This is a genomic window from Streptomyces sp. NPDC029138 (genome assembly GCF_055564375.1).
In genome coordinates, this window is the sequence record NZ_JBVHWM010000026.1 from 69,835 (window position 1) to 89,158 (window position 19,324).

Genomic DNA, 19,324 nt, shown 5'->3' on the forward strand with positions numbered 1-19,324 from the left:
GGTCATCGAGAGGGCAGCAACAGCAAGGCCCCGAGGACGAGCGCTGCCACCGCCAGGAGCAGGGCGGCGACGAACAGGCCCGCCATCACCCGCCGGGCCCGGCCGGCGGGCGGAGTCACATGGTTCATGCCGGGGTGTATCCGCCTTCCCTGTCGCCGTCCCTGCCGCTCGCCCGGGCGCTGTCCGGCTGCCGCCGGGGCCACGGCACCCGGCCCGCCCCGCCCCGGGACTGCCCGGTCAGCGGGCCGGTGCGCAGCCCGGAGGCCGCGAGCAGCCACAGCACCGGTTCGGCGGCCCGCCGCTGCTCGCTCTCCAACGGGCCGGTGCCGGTGGCCGCGTGGGCGCTGACCGCCCAGTAGCGGGCCGCCCGGAAGTCGTGGCCGAGGGCCCGCACCAGCGCGCCCAGGCCGATGTCGCCGAGCCAGTCGTCGATCCGGCCGTCACCGGGCGCCGGGAGTGAGGTCAGCCGGTCCAGCACGTCCCGCTTGGTGACGACCGCGGCCACCGGCAGGCGGCGCCGCCGCCCGGTCAGCGCGGCCAGCTCACCGGTCAGCCGCTCGTACGTCGTCCGGGGGCCCTGCCCCGAGGGCCGCGCCTGCTTCGCCCGTTCGGCGTCCGCCGGGAGGAGTCGGCCGCGCACCGTGGGATCGGCGAGGACGTCGGCGACCAGGACGACCCCGTCCGCGTGCGCCAAGTAGCCCTGCGCACGCACCCGTTCGGCGTCGCTCACGGACTCGCCCATCGGGTCGTACAGGTACAGCAGCCGGCGCCGCCGGCCCCGGGCCACGGTGAGCATCAGGGCGCGCGGTGGCCCACCGGTCGTGGCATGAGCCCAACCGGACCGGTTCAGCTGCTGGTTGACCCCGGAGTGGGCGCCACGGTCGGCCGCGGTGGCGTACTCGACGCGCAGCCGGCCCTCCCTGGCCCAGGAGTGCAGGCCCTCCACCATGGCCGTCATCAGCATCGTCTTGCCGGAGGAGGTGCCGCCGACCAGCGGGGTGTGCACCACCCGGGTGGTGGCGACCGCCTCCGGGAGGATCTGCTCGCAGCGCGGGCACAGCGCTGACAGCTTGCCCCGCCCGGTCAGCCGGGTGGCGGGCAGCCGGCGCCCGCAGCCGCACACATGCCACAGGGCGCCGTACCGGCCCGGCCGCAGCTCGGCGTGGCGGGCCGGGCAGCCGGGGCAGCGGTGCAGGGCCAGCGGCACCGGCGCGTAACAGCCCGGGTGGGGGCAGGTGACGCCCAGGCCCCGCAACAGCGACCAGCCGCGCTCCAGCCCCCGCAGCAGAGGCACGCCCGCCGCCCAGCCGAGCCACACCACGCCGAGCAGCAGCGCGAAGACCAGCAGCGCCCAGCCGAGCAGCACCGTGGCGAGCACCGCGCCGATCAGCGCGCCCGCCGCCGTGCCGGGGGCGATCAGGGTGACCAGCAGAAACCGGCCGAGCGGCACCCGGACCCGGCGTCCCCGGGGGCGCCGGCCACGGAACAGGTTCCGTACGGTCCGGTCCATCCAGGGATCGGTGAAGGACCGCCACAGCATCCGCATGCCGTCCCGGGCGGCGCTCGCCGCGTCCGCCCACGACTGCCGCCACCAGTAGGCGAGTTCGGCGGGCTCGGCGGCGCCGACACCGGGCAGACGCGGGTCCAGGCGGCCCGTCTGCCACGGTCCGAGCCCTCGCCACACCGCGTGCACGCCCCGCCCGAGGAACTCCCACAGCGTCCGGAACAGGCACACCGTGACGGCGACCAGCCCGCACCAGACGAACAGGGCCAGCAGCACCCGCAACGCCAGGTGCAGATCCGTGGTGCTCCCTCCGGCGTTCACCGGACGCCTCCGTCGGCGGGCGGCTGGACGTCCCCGTGCCAGGTCGTCCGGGCGTCCTCGCGCCGGCCGCGCCCGGTCAGCCGGCCCGCGAGCCGGCCGAGGGCGCCCGGCCGGTTCCACGCCCGGTACGCGTCCAGCCGGCCCCGGCCGGTGCGCCGCAGCGCCTCCTCGACCGCCGCCTGGTCCTCGGCGGGCAGCGCTCGCACCACCGGCCGCAGCACCTTGGTCAGCAGCGCGGTGCGGGTCGCCTCCCAGCCGGGATGGGTGTCCTGGTAGGCGCTCCAGTCGCAGAAGCGGGCGGCGACGTACGACGGCACGGTCCGCAGCCGCTCGGCCACCGTGGCACCGCGCGCCGCCCGCTCGTAGGCCGCCAGCAGTGCCGGGTCGCCCGAGCGGGCCAGCGCGTACAGCTCGCTCTCCGGCACCGGCACGGTCAGCAGGCGCCGGGCGAGGGCGTCGTACACCCGCCGGGTCACCTGCTCCGGTACGGGCTCGGCCGCGCCGTCCCGCAGCGCCCGGACCCGTTCCACCCAGTTCTCGCCCTCGCCGTCGGTGCCGAGCAGCGCGGCGAACTCGAGCAGGAGCAGTGGCGCCCGGTGCGCCGGGGCCAGCTCCGAGCCGAAGCAGCGCAGCAGGTCGGCGGCGAGCAGCGGGACGGCGGCGTCCTCGGCCGGGGCGGCGAGCGCGGCGGCGACCAGCAGGTCTCGGGTGCCGGCCAGCCGGTGCGCGTCCGAGCCCAGCTCGTTCAGCAGCAGGCTCGCCTCCTCGCCGGTGGGCAGGTCCCCGGGCCACACCAGACGGAACGCCGTGTGCAGGACGGCCGGTTCGGCGTGCGGCGAGACCCCGGCGGTGTGCAGCACCGCCCGCAGCCGGCCGCGCCGGTCACCGCCGGCCGGGTCGGCCGCGTCACCGAGGACGCACATCCGCAGATGCGGGAAGCCCGGGTCCAGGGCGACGGGCAGCCCGGACCCCGCGAGCCGCCCGGCGACCGCGGCCGGATGAGCCGCCGCTAGCGCGTTCAGCGCCCCGAACAGGGCGGTGCGCAGGGCCGGGTGGCCGTGTACGGCGTCGAGGAGAGCGGCATCCGGCCGGTCGCTCACCGGCTTTGCGCTCACCTGTTCCAGGTCGCCCGCCGGCTCGCCGCTCGCCGGCTTCCGGTCGTCCGCCGGTTTTGCGTTCACCGGTTCCCGGTCGCCGGCCCGCTTCGCGCTCATCAGCTTCCGGTCGCCCATCGGCTGTCCGCTGGCCAGCCTCCGGTCGCCCGCCGGCTGTCCGCTCACCAGTTCCAGGTCGCCCGTCGGCTCTCCGCTCACCAGTTCCCTGGCGGCCCGGCCCGCGAACTCAGGCAGCAGGTCCGTGCAGTCGACGTCGAGCAGGTCGGCGAGGTGCAGCAGCGCCAGGGGCCGAGCGGTCGCCGGCCCGGTCGCGTCGGCGATGCCGTGCCGCAGGGCCGGTGCGAGGTCCCGGGCCAGCGCGGCCCGCACCTCGGGGATCAGCGAACCCGCGCCCAGCGCGGGCACCGGGCCCCGGCCGCGTACCGCCAGAGTCAGCACGCGGGCGGCGAGGGGCGCCGAGACGGCCGTCGGCACCTGCCCGTCCAGCCGGGCCAACAGGGCGGCCAGCGCGACCGGTTCGCCGTCACCGGGGTCGCCGGAGTCCCCGTGCCCGGAGTGACCGGAGCGCACGCAGCTCTCCCCGGTCTCCCGTGCCAGCTCTCCGATCAGGGCCGTCAGCGTCGGCCCGGGCAGTGCGGCGGCGTGGTCCGTGGCCCAGCGGGCCGCCGCCGCCCGGGCGGCCGGAGGCAGGGTGATGCGCTCGGCGAGCGCGGTCACGGCGAGGGGACCGACCTCGCCGGCGGCGTCCCCGGCGGCATGGACGGTGTCCCGGAACAGCTCCGGCCGCCCGGCCGTCCAGATCCGCGCGCAGACGTCGGCCCAGGTGTCCGGCACGGGCTCCTCGGCGGTCCGGCCGGTGCCGTCGTGCACCCGGAACCGGTGGTCGTGCCCGACCGGCTCCGAGGAGGGCAGCGCCCCGACGATCTGCTGGCGGGCCTGCTGAGGTCGCCGCGTGTACGTCGTGAAGGTCAGCCGGTGTGCCTGCTCGCGGGGCAGGACCGTGCAGGCCAGCGCGATCCACTGGGCCACGTCCGCGCTGTCCCGCTCCACCAGCACGATCTGCCGGGCGTCGCTGCCGTCGGCCAGCGTGCGCAGATCGGCGAAGAACGCGGCGAGCCGGTCCGCGCGGGACCGGGCGAACGCCACGAGCCCGTCCCGGCGCAGCAGCCCCGACGGCTCGAACCGGTCGATCGGCTCCGGCCGCCCGCCCGGCGGAGTCGCGTCCGCCCAGCGCGGCGACTCCCAGGCGGTGATCGGCAGCGCCCCGTCCGGCAGCCGGGTACCGGGCGGCAGATGCACGGCGTGGGCGTGGAAGTTGCCCCACCGGCCGCTGTAGTCCGCGCCGGTGTACACCGACCGGCACAACAGGCGTCCCCCGTCGGACAGTTCCGTGCAGCTGAGGGAGCGCGGGAAGGCCTTCAGCTGCTCGCCGTCCGGCCGGTCCGGCAGGTCGCGCGGCGGCTCGTACCCGATGAGCTGTTCGGCCTCCCGCAGAAGCGTGGCCGGTACGCCGGCACTGACCGCGGTGAAGCGGAAGCCGGACCCGTCCGGGCCGGGTGGCGCCGAGGTGTAGTGCAGCTGGTCGAGGCTCACCGGACCCGCTCCTTCCCGGCCTTTGCCTTCGCGGCCGAGGCCTTGTCCTTCGCGGCCGGGCGGACGGGCAGCAGTCCGCGCAGCGACAGCAGCCACAGCAGCGGGTCCTCCACCCGCACCGGCTGCGGGCCCGACTTCGGCACGTCGGCCGGTGCGTTCGCGGGCGGCGGCGCGCCGAGCGCGGACAGTCCGAACAACGACAACTGGGCGAAATCGTGGTCCAGTTGGCGCAGCAGCGCGCCCGAGTCCCAGTCGGTCAGCAGGGCGCGGAGTTCCTCGTGGACGGCGAGCCGGTCCTCGGCGTCGTAGGCACCGCCGGGGTGCGGGGCGTTGTGGAGCAGCGGGGAGTGCGGGTCGAGCAGCGGCCCCAGCATGTCCGTCTTGGTGACGGCGACGGCGATCGGGGTGGTCACCCGGCCGCCCGCCTTGCCCTTGCCGTGGGTGCGCAGCTGGGCGGCGAGGTCGGCGGTGATCTGCCGGGGCGAGGTCTCCACCACGGGCAGCGGCGGACCGTCTTGCACCGGCAACCGGTCGCGTACGGAGCCGAGTTGCAGCGGGTCGACCAGCAGGATGATGCCGTCGGCGGCGCTCAGGTAGCGGGTGTAGCGGTCCATCGCCTCGGCGTCCGCGAGGTCCTCACCGGCCGCGTCGAAGAAGACCAGCGTGGTGTGCCGGGTGCCGGAGCCGCCCAGCAGCCCCCGTCGGGGCAGGCTGAGCCGGTACAGCAGCGGGTCGTTGAAGCCGAGGGCGGCCGGCCGGGTGGCGTCGGGCAGCCGCAGCCGCTCGTACAGGTCCTCGGCCATCTCCTTGTCCCGTGCCTGCGTGTGCTGCCCCATCGCCGCCAGCGACGCGTGATAGGCCTGCCCCACCCGGTGGTCCAACTCGTTGCGCAGTACGGCGACATAGGTGCTCTTGCCGGAGGCCTTGGCGCCGACCAGGGCGATGATCCGGCTGTCCTGGTCGCAGTAGTCGCTGGGCAGATCGCTGTGGCAGGACCCGCACACCCGTACCGGCGTCGGTACCCCGCAGTCGGGGCAGGGGACGCTGCTGCCGGAACCACCGGGCCCGGCGAGTCCGGCGAGCCTGCGCGCCGGTGCGAACACCGGGCCGCGCATCCGGGCCGCCGGAGGCACCCCCGGACCCATGAACGCGGCCCACGCTTCGTCGGGTTCGGGCCCGCAGGGCGCGCCGCCGCGCACGCCGTTCGGGGTCATCAGACAGCGGTACGGCAGTCTGGCCGCCGGCGCGCGGGTGAAGCAGTAGGGGCAGATCACGGTCGTCATGGCTCAGCGCACCACCAGGCTGGTGAGAGAGGGTTCTTCGAGTCGGACCGAGGCGGCGTGCTCCCCGAGCAGGAAGCCGCGCAGGGTGTAGGGAGGCGGGCAGGGGGCGGCCGGCAGCTCCCGCTCCAGGCTGCCGTGCCGGGCCAGTTCGGGCCCGGGTATCCGCAGGAGGGTCGTGCCGTCGGCGGCGTTGCGGGGGCGGAGGGTGCCGCCGCGCGCGACGCACACGAACTCCGGGACCTCCGCGAGCCCGCCGGGCGCGCTCAGCGTGACCCGCAGCAGTGTGCGGCGACCCCGGCCGAGCAACCGCCGTGGTGCGCGCACGAGTTGATAGGAGACGGCGGCATCCGCCGGCAGCAGCGCCTCGGCCGCGTCGGGCACCACGACCACCGCGCCGGGCACCCGGGGCACCGAGGCGGCCCGCACCCGGACGGCCCCCGGGCCGACGGGCAGGTGCAGCCCGCCGCGCCGGTAGGCGTGCGCGGTGACCGTGCGTTCCCCGCCGCCCGTGGCCCCCACCGGCGTCCAGCCGACGACGAGGTGCGGGACGTCCTCGGGCCAGTCCAGGACGATCCGCACCTGTCCGTCGGGGAGCCGGTGGGCGCTCAGCACGGGCACGGGCCGTACGGCCTCCACGGCGACCGTCGGCCCCGCGAGCGCCCGCGCGCCGCGTACGGCGACGGCGGCGACCTCGGTGCAGGTGCCGGGCGGGGGACGCAGGGCGCCCGCCGAACCGGGCCAGTCCAGCGAGGGCGGCAGCGCGTCGGTACGCAGCTCGGTGTCCGGCTCGGGCGCCCCGCCGGGCCACGTCACCAGCCGGACCTCGGCGTCCTCCGCCCCGGTCCAGGCGAAGCGCACGGTCCCCTCCGCGGGCCGGGCCGTCAGTGTGCGCACGGGCTCCGGCCAGGGGTGCACGGTGGCGGTCGCGCGGAGGCCGGGGGAGGGGACCGTACGGCCGTCGGACGTCCGGTAGTGGCACACGATGCGGAAGACGTGGTCACCCGCCGGCAGTCCGGTCGCGGTGAACCCGTCGACCCGGGCGGGGAGTCGTGCGGTCTTTCCGTCGGGCCCGGTGTGTTCGACCGTGACCTCGGCGGCAGCGTCCGGCCGCTGCCAGGAGCCGTCGATCCGCTCGGGCCCGTCCGTCAGCACCGGGCGCTCCACCTCGGGGGCGACGAGCAGCCGCCGGGACACCAGTGGCGGCCCGTCCACCCGGCCGTCGCGCAGCGGCAGGGCCGCGTACCGGACCGTGGTGCCCGGCTCGGCCCCGGTGTCCCGTACCGGGCCGGCGGTGGCCGTGGCGGAGCCGGGGACACCGCGTACGGCGGGCTTGCCCCGGCCGTCCCGGTACAGCCGCAGCAGCCGCCACTCGCCGGGCGTCTCCCGGTGGTCCTTCCAGCTCAACTCGACGTGGTCCGAGCGGAGTTGGGTGCCGAGCGCGGGTCGGCGGCCGTGCAGGCGGACCAGCCCGGCGAGCGCCCGCCGGTCGTCGGAGGCCGTCCGCAGCGCCCGCAGATAGGCGGTGCTCGCCGCCTCCCGGTCGCCCTGGTCCTCGGCCCGCCGCCCGTCCCGCAGGGCGTCCTCGACGGCGCGCAGCCGCTCGGCTGTCCCGGCCCGCACGGCCGCGAGTGCGGGATCGGCACCGTCCGTGGGCAGCCGGTCGAGCAGAGCGCGCAGCCGGTGCAGCCGTGCCTGCGCCAGCGCGTCGGCCAGGGACTCGGCGGCGTCCCGCTGCCGCCGGTCGAGCCGGGGGCGCAGCCCGGCCGCCGCGAGCAGACCGGCCGCCTCGTCGGGATGGACGCCCGACGCGCGCACGACGGGGGCGCGTTCGGCCTGGGGGTGCTCCTGGAGCAGGTTGATCAGCTGGTAGAGGACGATCCGGCGGGGTGCCTGCGGGTCGGCGCGGTGCAGTTCGGCCAGCCGCGCGGCGAGCGGGGCGACGGCGGGACCCGAGGACTGGGCCAGCCCCTCCAGCAGCGGCGCGTCCACCCGGCGCCTGCCACGCGTCCCGGCGGGCACATACAGCCCGTCCAGCACCCGTAACCCCCCGGTGCCGGCCCCCAGTGCCTCCCCGAGGTGGCGCAGGCCAGCCGCGTGCTGAGCGGCGGCGAGGGTGCCGTACCCGGGCACGAGCGGGCTGAGCGGCAGACCCGACAGGGCCCTGGGCAGCCCCAGGTGACACCCGAACTCCCGACCGGCCACGCGAACCGTTCTCCCCCGATAGTGCTCAGGGGTCCATCCCAGCAGATCCGGAAGTGCCCAGGAGGGGTTTTCGAGGAAGCCGAGCAGGTGGGAGCGTGCCGTGACGACCCACGGCACCGCAGTACCGCCAGGCCGCGGGGGAACCGCGCGCCCGGCTATCGCGAACCGGCGGGCAGCCACCACGATCCCGCGCACCCGGCTACCACGAACCGGCGGGCAGCGGCCACGATCTCACGCGTCCGGCCGCCATACACCGGCGGGCAGCCACCGCGATCCCGCGCGCAGCGGCCACGATCCCGCGCACCCGGCTACCACGAACCGACGGGCAGCGGCCACGATCTCACGCGCCCGGCCGCCATACACCGGCGGGCAGCCACCGCGATCCCGCGCGCAGCGGCCACGATCCCGCGCGCCCGGCCGCCACGACCCGGCGGGCAGCCACCACGATCCCGCGCACCCGGCTACCACGAACCGGCGGGCAGCGGCCACGATCTCACGCGCCCGGCCGCCATACCCCGGCGGGCAGCCACCGCGATCCCGCGCGCAGCGGCCACGATCCCGCGCACCCGGCTACCACGAACCGGCGGGCAGCGGCCACGATCTCACGCGTCCGGCCGCCATACCCCGGCGGGCAGCCACCGCGATCCCGCGCGCAGCGGCCACGATCCCGCGCACCCGGCTACCACGAACCGGGGGGCAGCGGCAACGATCCCGGGCGCCCGAGCCACCACGAACCCGCGCCCAGCCGCCACGATCCCGCGCGCCCAGCCGCCACGATCCCGCGCGCCCGGCCACCACGAACCCGCGCCCAGTGGCCACGAACCCGCGCCCGGCCACCACGAACCCCCGCGCCCAGCCGCCACGAACCGCGGTCGACAACGTATCCGCACCCCGACGGCGGGACTCGCTGCCCCGGCCGCGCGCAGCGTTTACGCGCCGAGTGCCGCCAGGGCCGGCCGGCAGGCGCCGTCGTACCGCTCCAGCAGGACCCGCGCCACCTCCGGAGCGGGACCCAGTACCTCGGCGAGCACGTCCGCCTCGGCCGCGCCGCGCGCGATGCGGTCCGGCAGGAAGCCGGGGGCCAGGACGTACGGCGCGACGGCGACCCGCTCGCAGCCGAGGGCGCGCAGCTCACGTACCGCGTCCTCGGTGCGGGGAAGGGATGCGGAGGCGAACGCGGGTCGCACGGCGCACCAACCGGTGTGCCACCACTCCCGCGCGATGTCGGCGATCACCGCGATCGCCTCCGGGTCGGAGGACCCCGCCGAGGCCAGGACGACCCCGGTCGAGGACTTGTCGGCGGGTGACAGGCCCGCCTCGTACAGCCGCCGCTCCAGCGCGGACAGCAGCAGCGGGGACGGGCCGAGCACGTCCGCCTGCCGGATGCGCAGCCGCGCCGGCGCGTCCCGCAGCACGGCGGGGATGTCGGCCTTGGCGTGGAACGCGCGGGTCAGCAGCAGCGGCAGGGCGACGACGTCCCGCACGCCCTCCGCCGCCAGCGACTCCAGCACCCCGTGCACGGACGGGACGTTGAAGTCCAGGAACCCGGTCTCCACGCGCAGGCCCGGCCGCAGCGACCGCACCCGCTCCACCAGGGCGTGCACGGTCGCCGCGTGCCGCGGATCACGGCTGCCGTGGGCGATGACGAGGAGGACCGGACGGCGCATGGTCAGCTCTTCACCAGCAGGCCGCGGCTGCGCAGCACCCACCGCTCCAGCGGGCTGAAGATCAGCAGGTCGATGGCGATGCCGACGAACAGGATCAGGAAGATCGCCTCGAACACCATGGACATGGAGCTGGCGTTGCGGCCGTTCTCCAGCAGCGCGCCGAGCCCGATGCCCAGGTCGGGGGAGGAGGCGATGATCTCCGCGGCCATCAGCGAGCGCCAGGAGAAGGCCCAGCCCTGCTTCAGGCCCGCGAGATAGCCCGGCAGCGCGGCCGGCAGGACGATGTGCCAGGCGCCCCTCACCCCCGTCGCGCCCATCGTGCGGCCCGCCCGCAGGAACAGCGGCGGCACCTGGTCGATGCCGGAGACCAGACCGTTGGCGATCGACGGGACCGCGCCGAGCAGGATCACCGCGTACATCATCGAGTTGTTCAGGCCCAGCCAGATCACCGCCGGCGGCACCCACGCCACCGACGGCAGCGACTGGAGACCGGACAGCACCGGGCCGATGGCCGCGCGCAGGAACTTGACCCGGGCCACCAGCAGACCGAGCGGGGTGCCGATGGCCAGCGCGAACAGGAAGCCCAGCAGACCGCGCGAGACGCTGGTCCAGATGTAGTCCAGCAGCGTGCCCTCCAGCCAGGCACGCTTGAACTCGTCGCCGACGTCGGCGGGGGAGGGCAGCTTCGTCGGATCGTCGACGATCTTGAAGGAGATCAGCGCCTGCCACACCACCAGCACCACCACGGTGGCGACGATCGGCGGCAGGATCTTGCTGGTGAAGGTCTGCCGGAACGGCGTACGGCCGGCGGCGACGACCTCCAGGGCGTCCAGACCCGCCTCGACGCTCCCCGCGTCCGTGACGGTCTTGGTATCAGTGCTGGCCATGACGCCGGATCTCCCCACGCAGTACTTCGGTGATCTCCAGGGACAGTTCGGCGACCGGCGCGTCCTCGATGCGCCGCGGCTGCGGAATGTCCACCCGCCACTCACGGGCCACCCGGCCGGGCCGGGACGACAGCAGCACCACCCGCTGCGCGAGCCGCACCGCCTCGCGCACGTTGTGCGTGACGAACAGGACCGACACGCCCGTCTCCGCCCAGATCCGGGTCAGCTCGTCGTGCAGCAGATCCCGGGTGATCGCGTCCAGCGCCGCGAACGGCTCGTCCATCAGCAGCAGCTGGCTGTCCTGCGCGAGCGCGCGGGCCATGGCCACCCGCTGGCGCATACCGCCGGACAGCTCGTGCACCCGCTTGCCGTACGAGCCGTGCAGCCGCACCAGTTCGAGCAGCTGCTCGGCCCGCTCCCGGCGCTCGTTCTTCGGAACGCCCCTGAGCTTCAGGGCGAGTTCGATGTTCTTGCCCGCGGTCAGCCACGGGAACAGGGCGTGCTCCTGGAACATCAGGGCCGGACGCCCGTCGGTCGCGATGCTGCCGGCGGAGGGCTGGTCCAGCCCCGCCACCAGGTTCAGCAGCGTCGACTTGCCGCAGCCCGAGGCCCCCAGGAGGGTGACGAACTCACCCGGTGCGACATCGAGGCTGATGTCGTCCAGGACCAGCTGCTGCCCGCCCGGGGTCGCGAAGGACTTCGAGACGTGCTCGATGCGCGCCGCGTGCTCGACCGACTCGGCGGCCTTGGCGAAGGTCGTTGCCATGGTCGTCACCTCCTGGGAACTCATCGGCTACGGGACTTACTCGGTGCCGAGTCCGGCGGCGCCGACGGTCGGCTCGCCCTCGGCCTTGAGGACCTTGTTCAGGACGGTGAGGTCATAGATGCCGTCCAGCTTGGGGTCCTCCAGCAGACCGGCCTTGACGGCGTGCTTCGCCTCGGTGTCGAGGGTCGCGGCGAGCGGGTCGTCGGTGAACTGGATGGACTTCCACGCCGGGTCCAGGACGTTCGCGGGCAGCTCCTTGCCGGAGTCGACGCCCAACTGCTTGTTCGCCGCGGCCTTCGCCTCGTCCGGGTTGGCGTTGATCCACTTGTTGGTGTCGACCGACGCCTTCAGGACCGCCTCGACGGCCTTCGGGTGCTCCTTGAGGAACTTCTGCGACACGATGATGTTCGTGATCACGAACTTCTTGTCCGGCCACAGCGTCGACTCGTCCAGCAGCACCTTGCCGCCCTCGGCGACCAGCTTGGACGCGGTCGGCTCCGGCACCCAGGCGCCGTCGATGGAGCCGGACCTGAAGGCGTCCGGGGTCACCTTGTTGTCCGTGCGGACGACGGAGACGTCACCCTTGCCGCTCTGCGCGTCGACCTTCCAGCCCTGCTCGGCCACCCAGTTGAGGAACGCCACGTCCTGCGTGTTGCCCAGCTGCGGGGTCGCGATCTTCTTGCCCTTGACGTCCTTCAGGGACTTGATCTTCTTCGGGTCGACGACCAGCTTCACACCGCCGGAGGCCGAACCGCCGATGATGCGCAGGCTCTTGCCGTCGGACTTGGTGTAGCCGTTGATCGCCGGGGACGGGCCGATCCAGCCGATGTCGATGGAGCCCGAGTTCAGCGCCTCGATCTCGGACGGACCGGCGTTGAAGATCTGGTACTTGGCCTCGGTGGCTCCCAGCTCCTTCTGGAAGAAGCCCTTCTGGTTGCCGACCAGGGCGGTCGCGTGGGTGAGATTGCCGAAGTAACCGATCTTGACGGAGTCGAGCCCGTCGATCTTCTTGGCCCCGGCGGCGACCTTGGCGGTGCCGTCGTCCTTGGCCTCGGAACCGTAACCGCAGGCGGCGAGCGTGAGCAGGGGGAGCGCGGCGATCGCGGCGATGCCGCGGCGGACGAGCTTGGTGGCAGGCACGGGAGGGGTTCCTCTCGTTGGCCCGGCGGTCACGGTCTCTCAGGTCGTGGCCGGGACGTCGGCAGGTCTTCGTTCACGGCGGTGGGGGGTGCGGGCGCGCAAGCGGTGCGCGTACGTCAGCGCGCACATCGCGCCACTCCGCCCTGCCCGCTGCCGAGGGCGCCGCTGCCGACGCGACCGCCCTCCTTGGCGAACGTCGAGTAGAAGTCGGTCGAGTTCATGCTCAGAAGTCCCAGCCGTCGTCGTCGGCCTCGTCCTTGACCGGCTCGGGGGACGCGAACGACTCGCCGACCATGCCCGCGGTGAGCGTGGTGCCGTCGGCGGGGTCGATCAGGATGAAGGAGCCCGTGCGGCGCGAGTCGGCGTAGGAGTCGACCGGCAGCGGCTCGGCGGTACGGATCTTCACCCGGCCGATGTCGTTGGCGATCAGGCGGCCCGGGTGCGGGTGCAGGGAGAGGTCGTCGAGCGTCAGCCGGGACGGGATGTCCTTCACGATCGCCTTGACCGTGCGGGTGCCGTGCTTGAGCAGCACCCGGTGACCGACGGTCAGCGGCGCGTCGGCGACATGGCAGACGGTCGCCTCCACGTCCTGCGTGGTGGCCGGGGCGTCCTTCGTCGGCACGATCAGGTCGCCGCGCGAGACGTCGATGTCGTCCGCGAGCAGCACCGTCACCGACTGCGTCGTCCAGGCCACGTCGACCGGCTCGCCGAGCAGGTCGATGCCGGAGATCGTCGAGGTGCGGCCGGACGGCAGGACGGTGACCCGCTCGCCCACGCGGAACGTACCGGCCGCGATCTGGCCCGCGTAGCCCCGGTAGTCCGGGTGCTCGGCGGTCTGCGGCCGGATCACGTACTGCACGGGCAGCCGCGCGTGGCAGTGCGCCAGGTCGTGGCTGACCGGCACGGTCTCCAGGTGCTCCAGTACCGTCGGACCGCCGTACCAGTCCATGTTCGCGGACGGCTCCACCACGTTGTCGCCGGCCAGCGCCGAGATCGGGATCGCGGTGACCTCGGGGACGCCCAGCTCGGTCGCGTACGCCGTGAACTCCTCGGCGATGGCGGCGAACACGGACTCCCGGTAGTCGACCAGGTCCATCTTGTTCACGGCGAGCACGACGTGCGGGACCCGCAGCAGCGCGGCGATCGCGGCGTGCCGGCGGGTCTGCTCGACCACGCCGTTGCGGGCGTCGACCAGGATCACCGTCAGCTCGGCCGTCGAGGCGCCCGTGACCATGTTCCGGGTGTACTGCACATGGCCCGGGGTGTCGGCGAGGATGAACCGGCGGCGCGGGGTCGCGAAGTAGCGGTAGGCGACGTCGATGGTGATGCCCTGCTCGCGTTCGGCGCGCAGGCCGTCGGTGAGCAGCGCGAGGTCCGGGCCTTCCTGGCCACGGCTCGCGGAGGCGCGCTCCACGGCCTCCAGCTGGTCGGTGAGGATCGACTTGGAGTCGTGCAGCAGGCGTCCGACGAGCGTGGACTTGCCGTCGTCGACGGAGCCGGCGGTGGCGAACCGCAGCAGGGTGGTGGCCGAGAGCGCCTCGGTCGTGGTCGTGCTCATGCTTAGAAGTACCCCTCGCGCTTGCGGTCTTCCATCGCGGCCTCGGACAGCTTGTCGTCGGCGCGGGTCGCGCCCCGCTCGGTCAGCCGGGAGGCGGCGATCTCGGCGATGACCTTCTCGATCGTGTCGGCGTCGGAGTCGACCGCGCCGGTGCAGGACATGTCGCCGACGGTCCGGTAGCGGACCTGCCGCTTCTCGACCGTCTCACCGTCCTTCGGCCCGCCCCACTCCCCGACCGTCAGCCACATCCCGCCGCGCTGGAACACCTCACGCTCGTGCGCGAAGTAGATCTCCGGCAACTCGATGCCCTCACGGGCGATGTACTGCCAGACGTCCAGCTCGGTCCAGTTGGACAGCGGGAAGACGCGGACGTGTTCGCCGGGGGCGTGCCGGCCGTTGTAGAGGTTCCACAGCTCGGGGCGCTGGCGGCGCGGGTCCCACTGGGAGAACTCGTCGCGCAGCGAGAACACCCGCTCCTTGGCCCGGGCCTTCTCCTCGTCGCGGCGGCCACCGCCGAAGACGGCGTCGAACTTCTCGCTCTGGATCTTCTCCGTGAGCGGGAGGGTCTGGAGCGGGTTGCGGGTGCCGTCGGGGCGTTCCTTGAGCACACCGCGGTCGATGTAGTCCTGGACGGAGGCCACATGGAGGCGCAGCCCATGTGCGGCCACCACACGGTCCCGGTACTCAAGGACTTCCGGGAAGTTGTGTCCTGTGTCGACATGGAGCAGGGAGAACGGCACCGGCGCGGGCGTGAACGCCTTGAGCGCCAGGTGCAGCATGACGATGGAGTCCTTGCCGCCGGAGAACAGGATCACCGGGTTCTCGAACTCGCCGGCCACCTCGCGGAAGATGTGCACCGCCTCGGACTCCAGCGCGTCCAGGTGCGACAGCGCGTACGGGCTGTCCGTGCCCTCGTCGACCTTGGCGACCGTGGTCATGCCAGTCCCCTCTCGCTCAGCAGCGCGTACACCGACGCGGCGGACTCCTGGACCGTCTGGTGCTGCGACTCGATCCGCAGATCCGGCGTCTCCGGCTCCTCGTACGGGTCGTCGACCCCGGTGAGCCCGCTCAGCTCGCCCGCGGCCTGCTTCGCGTACAGGCCCTTCACATCGCGGACGCTGCACACCTCGACCGGGGTCGCCACATGGATCTCCAGGTACGGCGTCCCGTTCTCCTGGTGCCGCTTGCGCACCGCGTCCCGGCTGTCCGTGTACGGCGCGATCACCGGCACCAGCGCCTTGACGCCGTTGCGGGCCAGCAGTTCGGCGACGAAGCCGATGCGCTGCACGTTGGTGTGCCGGTCCTCCCGGGAGAAGCCGAGGCCCGCCGAGATGAACTCGCGGATCTCGTCGCCGTCGAGCACCTCCACACGGTGGCCCTCGGCGCGCAGCCGGCCCGCCAGCTCGTACGCGATGGTGGTCTTGCCGGCGCTCGGCAGACCCGTGAGCCAGACGGTGGCTCCGGTGGTCACGTGGTTCTCCTGAATCGCAGTGGTCGTGTCGGTCACAGCAGTAGCAACGGCAGCTGTGGACGACGTGTGAGTCGCTGTGTGCGCCGTCATCCGTGCAGCCCGCACTCGGTCTTGGCGCGGCCCGCCCAGCGGCCGGCCCGCGCGTCCTCGCCCTCCAGGACCCTGCGGGTGCACGGGGCGCAGCCGACGGACGCGTAGCCGTCCATCAGCAACGGGTTGGTGAGCACGCCGTGTTCGGTGATGTACGCGTCCACGTCGTCCTGCGTCCAGCGGGCGATCGGCGAGATCTTGACCTTCTGCCGCTTCTCGTCCCAGCCGACGACCGGGGTGTTCGCCCGGGTCGGGGACTCGTCGCGGCGCAGGCCCGTCGCCCACGCCTGGTAGTTCTCCAGGCCCTCTTCCAGCGGCCGCACCTTGCGCAGCGCGCAGCACAGGTCCGGGTCGCGGTCGTGCAGCTTCGGGCCGTACTCGGCGTCCTGCTCGGCGACCGTCTGCTTCGGCGTGAGGGTGATGACGTTGACGTCCATCACGGCCTCCACGGCGTCCCGGGTGCCGATGGTCTCCGGGAAGTGGTAACCGGTGTCGAGGAAGACCACATCCACGGGGGCCTCGCCCTTCAGCACGCGCGAGGCGAGATGGGCGACCACGGCGTCCTCCATGGAGGAGGTGACGCAGAACTTCGTGCCGAAGGTGTCCACCGCCCACTGGAGGATCTCCAGCGCGGAGGCGTCCTCCAGGTCACGGCCCGCCTGCTCGGCGAGTGCCTTCAACTCCTCGGTCGTACGCTGTTCCTGAGCCGTCGTCATATCAGGTCGTCCCCTCCGTTGTCGGCTCGCCGAAGACCCCGGGCCAGCAGCCCGAGGAACTTCAGCCGGAATGCGCGGTTGCACGCCCCGCATTCCCAGGCGCCGTGGCCCTCGTCGCTCGGACGCAGGTCCTCGTCGCCGCAGTAGGGGCAGTAGAACGGGGCCGCGCGCTCGCTCACGACAGGGCCTCCTCGGAGGCGCGCGCCGCCCAGGTCGCGAACCGCTCGCCGTCCTCGCGCTCGGCCTGGAACCGCTTCAGGACCCGCTCGATGTAGTCGGGCAGCTCCTCCGCGGTGACCTTCAGGCCGCGCACCTTGCGGCCGAAGCCCGGCTCCAGGCCGAGGGCGCCGCCCAGGTGCACCTGGTAGCCCTCGACCTGCTCGCCCCGCTCGTCGAGGACCAGCTGGCCCTTGAGGCCGATGTCCGCGACCTGGATACGGGCGCAGGCGTTCGGGCAGCCGTTGAGGTTGATGGTGATCGGCTCGTCGAAGTCCGGCAGGCGGCGCTCCAGTTCGTCGATCAGCTGCGAGCCGCGCTGCTTGGTCTCCACGATGGCGAGCTTGCAGAACTCGATGCCGGTGCAGGCCATCGTGCCCCGCCGGAAGGAGGACGGCCGCGCGGTGAGGTCCAGCGCCTCCAGCGCCTCCACCAGCGAGTCGACCTTCTCCTGCTCGACGTCGAGGATGATCATCTTCTGCTCGACGGTGGTGCGGACCCGGCCCGAGCCGTGCGCCTCCGCCAGGTCGGCGACCTTCGTCAGCGTGGCGCCGTCGACCCGGCCGACGCGCGGCGCGAAACCGACGTAGAACCGGCCGTCCTTCTGCCGGTGCACACCGATGTGGTCGCGCCACTGCTGCACCGGCTGCTCGGGGGCGGGCCCGTCGGTCAGCTTGCGCTTCAGGTACTCGTCCTCCAGCACCTGCCGGAACTTCTCCGCACCCCAGTCGGCGACGAGGAACTTCAGGCGGGCCCGGTTGCGCAGCCGGCGGTAGCCGTAGTCGCGGAAGATCGAGATGACGCCCTCGTAGACGTCCGGGACCTCGTCGATCGGCACCCAGGCGCCGAGCCGCACACCCAGCTTGGGGTTGGTGGACAGACCGCCGCCGACCCACACGTCGAAGCCCGGGCCGTGCTCGGGGTGGCGCACGCCGACGAACGCGACGTCGTTGATCTCGTGCACGACGTCCAGCAGCGGCGAACCCGAGATGGCCGTCTTGAACTTGCGCGGCAGGTTCGAGTACGCCTTGTTGTTCAGGACGCGGCGCTTCATCTCCTCCAGCGCCGGCGTGGCGTCGATGATCTCGTCCTCGGCGATACCCGCCACCGGGGAACCGATCATCACACGCGGGGTGTCACCGCAGGCCGTGACGGTGGACAGGCCGACGCCCTCCAGCCGGTCCCAGATCTCGGGCACGTCCTCGATCCGGATCCAGTGGTACTGGACGTTCTGCCGGTCGGTGATGTCCGCCGTGCCGCGCGCGAACTCCTGCGAGATCTCGCCGATCACCCGCAGCTGCGCCGTGGTCAGTGCCCCGCCGTCGATGCGGACGCGCAGCATGAAGTACTCGTCGTCCAGCTCCTCCGGCTCCAGGATGGCGGTCTTGCCGCCGTCGATCCCGGGCTTGCGCTGGGTGTACAGCCCCCACCAGCGCATCCGGCCGCGCAGGTCGTTCGGGTCGATGGAGTCGAAACCGCGCTTGGAGTAGATCGTCTCAATGCGTGTCCGCACATTGAGACCGTCATCGTCCTTCTTGAACTGCTCGTTGCCGTTGAGCGGGGTGAAGTGGCCAACGGCCCACTGGCCCTCACCGCGGTGACGGCTCACCTTGCGGCGGGGCGCGGAGGCGGCGGGGTTCTGTGGGGTGGCGGCCATGGGTGTACGTCCTTCGGGACAGGCGGGAATGCGGCTGACCTGCGGGTGCGTGCGCATGCGGCATGGGTGCGCGTCGTTGCGCACGCGTGATCAGGTGCGAGGGGGAACGGCGGTGCTGGGAGGCGTCAGCTCGCCGGACAGATGGCGCTGGACATGCGGCCGAGGTCGACGTGCCGCCGACTCACCAAGGCAATTCCAGTTCCGGACATGACGGAAGCGTGTCACGGCGATCTGGACACAGTCCAGCTTCGTCCGTCATGCGGACATCCTGGTCTCGGAATGTGAAACAAGGGTGGCGTCGCTCACATGCGCTGCCGGGAGGCTTGTCCCGGCAGGTCAGGCAGGGTATGCGCCGGGCCAGGGCCCCGGCGCGGCCACATCCGGCTCCAGCTCCACCTTGGTGTCGAACAGCTTGAAGCCACGCCGCTGGTAGTTGGCCATCGCGAACTCGCCGTCCTCGCTGCACGTGTGCAGCCACACCCGCTTCGTCGGCGTCCGCCCCGGCCAGCGCTCGGCCAGGTCCCAGGCGCGGGCCGTTCCGTACGCCAGCAGGTGGCCGCCGACGCGCCGGCCCCGGAAGGCGGGGATCAGGCCGAAGTAGACGATCTCGACCGCGCCCTCGTCCTGCGGCTCCAGCTCGACATAGCCGGCCGGGGTGCCGTGGTCGTAGGCCACCCAGGTCTCCACGCCGGGTCGCTCCAGATACTCCTGCCACCGCGCGTACGTCCAGCCCAGCCGGTCGGTCCAGCGGATGTCGCCGCCGACCGAGGCGTACAGGAACCGGCTGAACTCGGGGGAGGGCACCTCGGCGCGGACGATCCGGACATCGCCGTCGGGGGCGGCGGCGGGCAGGAGGTCGGCCGGGGAGGTCTGCTCCAGGGACCAGGTGGTGACAGGGACGCTGCTCATGCGGGCCAGGGAACCATCCCGCGCCCCGGTCTGTCGATCGGGCCGGGGGCGCCCCTCGGGCTCGTGCCGCACAAAGGCCCTTGGAGCCGAGCGGCGCATCGGACCCCGGTGTCGTGCTGCATAAAGGCCCTCGGAGCCGAGCGGCGCCACGGCCTCCGAAGGCGAGTGGCGCCACGGCCCCTTGGAGGTCGAGCGGCAGACCGGCCCTCGGAGCCGAGCGGCGCCACGC

17 protein-coding genes are annotated in these 19,324 nt (G+C 73.4%); all 17 read right to left on the bottom strand.

Features of this window, described 5'->3' with window-relative positions; translation table 11 throughout:
- Positions 1-2 precede the first annotated feature (2 nt).
- Positions 3-128 carry a hypothetical protein gene (locus tag ACZ4WH_RS21280; protein ID WP_468182632.1) on the bottom strand — a complete coding sequence of 42 codons (126 nt, stop codon included), beginning with the start codon at positions 126-128 and terminating at the stop codon, positions 3-5.
- Positions 125-1,825, bottom strand: a complete 1,701-nt coding sequence (locus ACZ4WH_RS21285; protein ID WP_468182634.1) for a TRAFAC clade GTPase domain-containing protein — start codon at positions 1,823-1,825, stop codon at positions 125-127. Before ACZ4WH_RS21285 ends, ACZ4WH_RS21280 begins: the two co-directional genes overlap by 4 nt.
- Positions 1,822-4,533 carry a GTPase-associated protein 1-related protein gene (locus tag ACZ4WH_RS21290; RefSeq protein ID WP_468182636.1) on the bottom strand — a complete coding sequence of 904 codons (2,712 nt, stop codon included), beginning with the start codon at positions 4,531-4,533 and terminating at the stop codon, positions 1,822-1,824. Before ACZ4WH_RS21290 ends, ACZ4WH_RS21285 begins: the two co-directional genes overlap by 4 nt.
- Positions 4,530-5,816 (bottom strand): TRAFAC clade GTPase domain-containing protein, encoded by a 1,287-nt coding sequence (locus ACZ4WH_RS21295; protein WP_468182638.1) that lies wholly within the window; start codon positions 5,814-5,816, stop codon positions 4,530-4,532. The genes ACZ4WH_RS21290 and ACZ4WH_RS21295 overlap by 4 nt, the downstream gene beginning before the upstream one ends.
- Before the next feature lie 3 nt (positions 5,817-5,819).
- Entirely contained in the window at positions 5,820-8,018 is a 2,199-nt protein-coding gene (locus tag ACZ4WH_RS21300) for a hypothetical protein (protein WP_468182640.1), read from the bottom strand.
- A 929-nt stretch (positions 8,019-8,947) separates the two neighbouring features.
- Positions 8,948-9,685: a sirohydrochlorin chelatase gene (locus ACZ4WH_RS21305; protein WP_468182642.1), complete on the bottom strand. Its 738-nt coding sequence runs from the start codon at positions 9,683-9,685 to the stop codon at positions 8,948-8,950.
- A gap of 2 nt (positions 9,686-9,687) precedes the next feature.
- Positions 9,688-10,572, bottom strand: coding sequence for an ABC transporter permease (locus tag ACZ4WH_RS21310; protein ID WP_468182644.1), 885 nt, complete (start codon positions 10,570-10,572; stop codon positions 9,688-9,690).
- Positions 10,559-11,362 (bottom strand): ABC transporter ATP-binding protein, encoded by an 804-nt coding sequence (locus ACZ4WH_RS21315; RefSeq protein WP_468182646.1) that lies wholly within the window; start codon positions 11,360-11,362, stop codon positions 10,559-10,561. Before ACZ4WH_RS21315 ends, ACZ4WH_RS21310 begins: the two co-directional genes overlap by 14 nt.
- A 12-nt stretch (positions 11,363-11,374) precedes the next feature.
- Complete coding sequence (locus tag ACZ4WH_RS21320; RefSeq protein ID WP_468182648.1) at positions 11,375-12,478, bottom strand: aliphatic sulfonate ABC transporter substrate-binding protein; 1,104 nt, start codon at positions 12,476-12,478, stop codon at positions 11,375-11,377.
- 223 nt (positions 12,479-12,701) lie between these two features.
- A complete protein-coding gene (locus ACZ4WH_RS21325) occupies positions 12,702-14,036 on the bottom strand; it encodes a sulfate adenylyltransferase subunit 1 (RefSeq protein WP_468182650.1) in 1,335 nt (444 codons plus the stop codon).
- A 2-nt stretch (positions 14,037-14,038) separates the two neighbouring features.
- On the bottom strand, positions 14,039-14,974 hold the full coding sequence (cysD, locus tag ACZ4WH_RS21330; RefSeq protein WP_468182652.1) for a sulfate adenylyltransferase subunit CysD: 936 nt from the start codon (positions 14,972-14,974) through the stop codon (positions 14,039-14,041).
- On the bottom strand, positions 14,971-15,507 hold the full coding sequence (cysC, locus tag ACZ4WH_RS21335; RefSeq protein ID WP_468182654.1) for an adenylyl-sulfate kinase: 537 nt from the start codon (positions 15,505-15,507) through the stop codon (positions 14,971-14,973). Before cysC ends, cysD begins: the two co-directional genes overlap by 4 nt.
- 86 nt (positions 15,508-15,593) lie before the next feature.
- Positions 15,594-16,313: a phosphoadenylyl-sulfate reductase gene (locus ACZ4WH_RS21340; RefSeq protein ID WP_468182655.1), complete on the bottom strand. Its 720-nt coding sequence runs from the start codon at positions 16,311-16,313 to the stop codon at positions 15,594-15,596.
- A complete protein-coding gene (locus ACZ4WH_RS21345) occupies positions 16,310-16,492 on the bottom strand; it encodes a hypothetical protein (RefSeq protein WP_468182657.1) in 183 nt (60 codons plus the stop codon). Before ACZ4WH_RS21345 ends, ACZ4WH_RS21340 begins: the two co-directional genes overlap by 4 nt.
- Positions 16,489-18,186 carry a nitrite/sulfite reductase gene (locus ACZ4WH_RS21350; RefSeq protein WP_468182659.1) on the bottom strand — a complete coding sequence of 566 codons (1,698 nt, stop codon included), beginning with the start codon at positions 18,184-18,186 and terminating at the stop codon, positions 16,489-16,491. The genes ACZ4WH_RS21345 and ACZ4WH_RS21350 overlap by 4 nt, the downstream gene beginning before the upstream one ends.
- A 125-nt stretch (positions 18,187-18,311) precedes the next feature.
- Positions 18,312-18,395 (bottom strand): putative leader peptide, encoded by an 84-nt coding sequence (locus ACZ4WH_RS21355; RefSeq protein WP_309486338.1) that lies wholly within the window; start codon positions 18,393-18,395, stop codon positions 18,312-18,314.
- 127 nt (positions 18,396-18,522) lie between these two features.
- Positions 18,523-19,095 (bottom strand): GNAT family N-acetyltransferase, encoded by a 573-nt coding sequence (locus ACZ4WH_RS21360; RefSeq protein WP_468182661.1) that lies wholly within the window; start codon positions 19,093-19,095, stop codon positions 18,523-18,525.
- Positions 19,096-19,324: the final 229 nt, after the last annotated feature.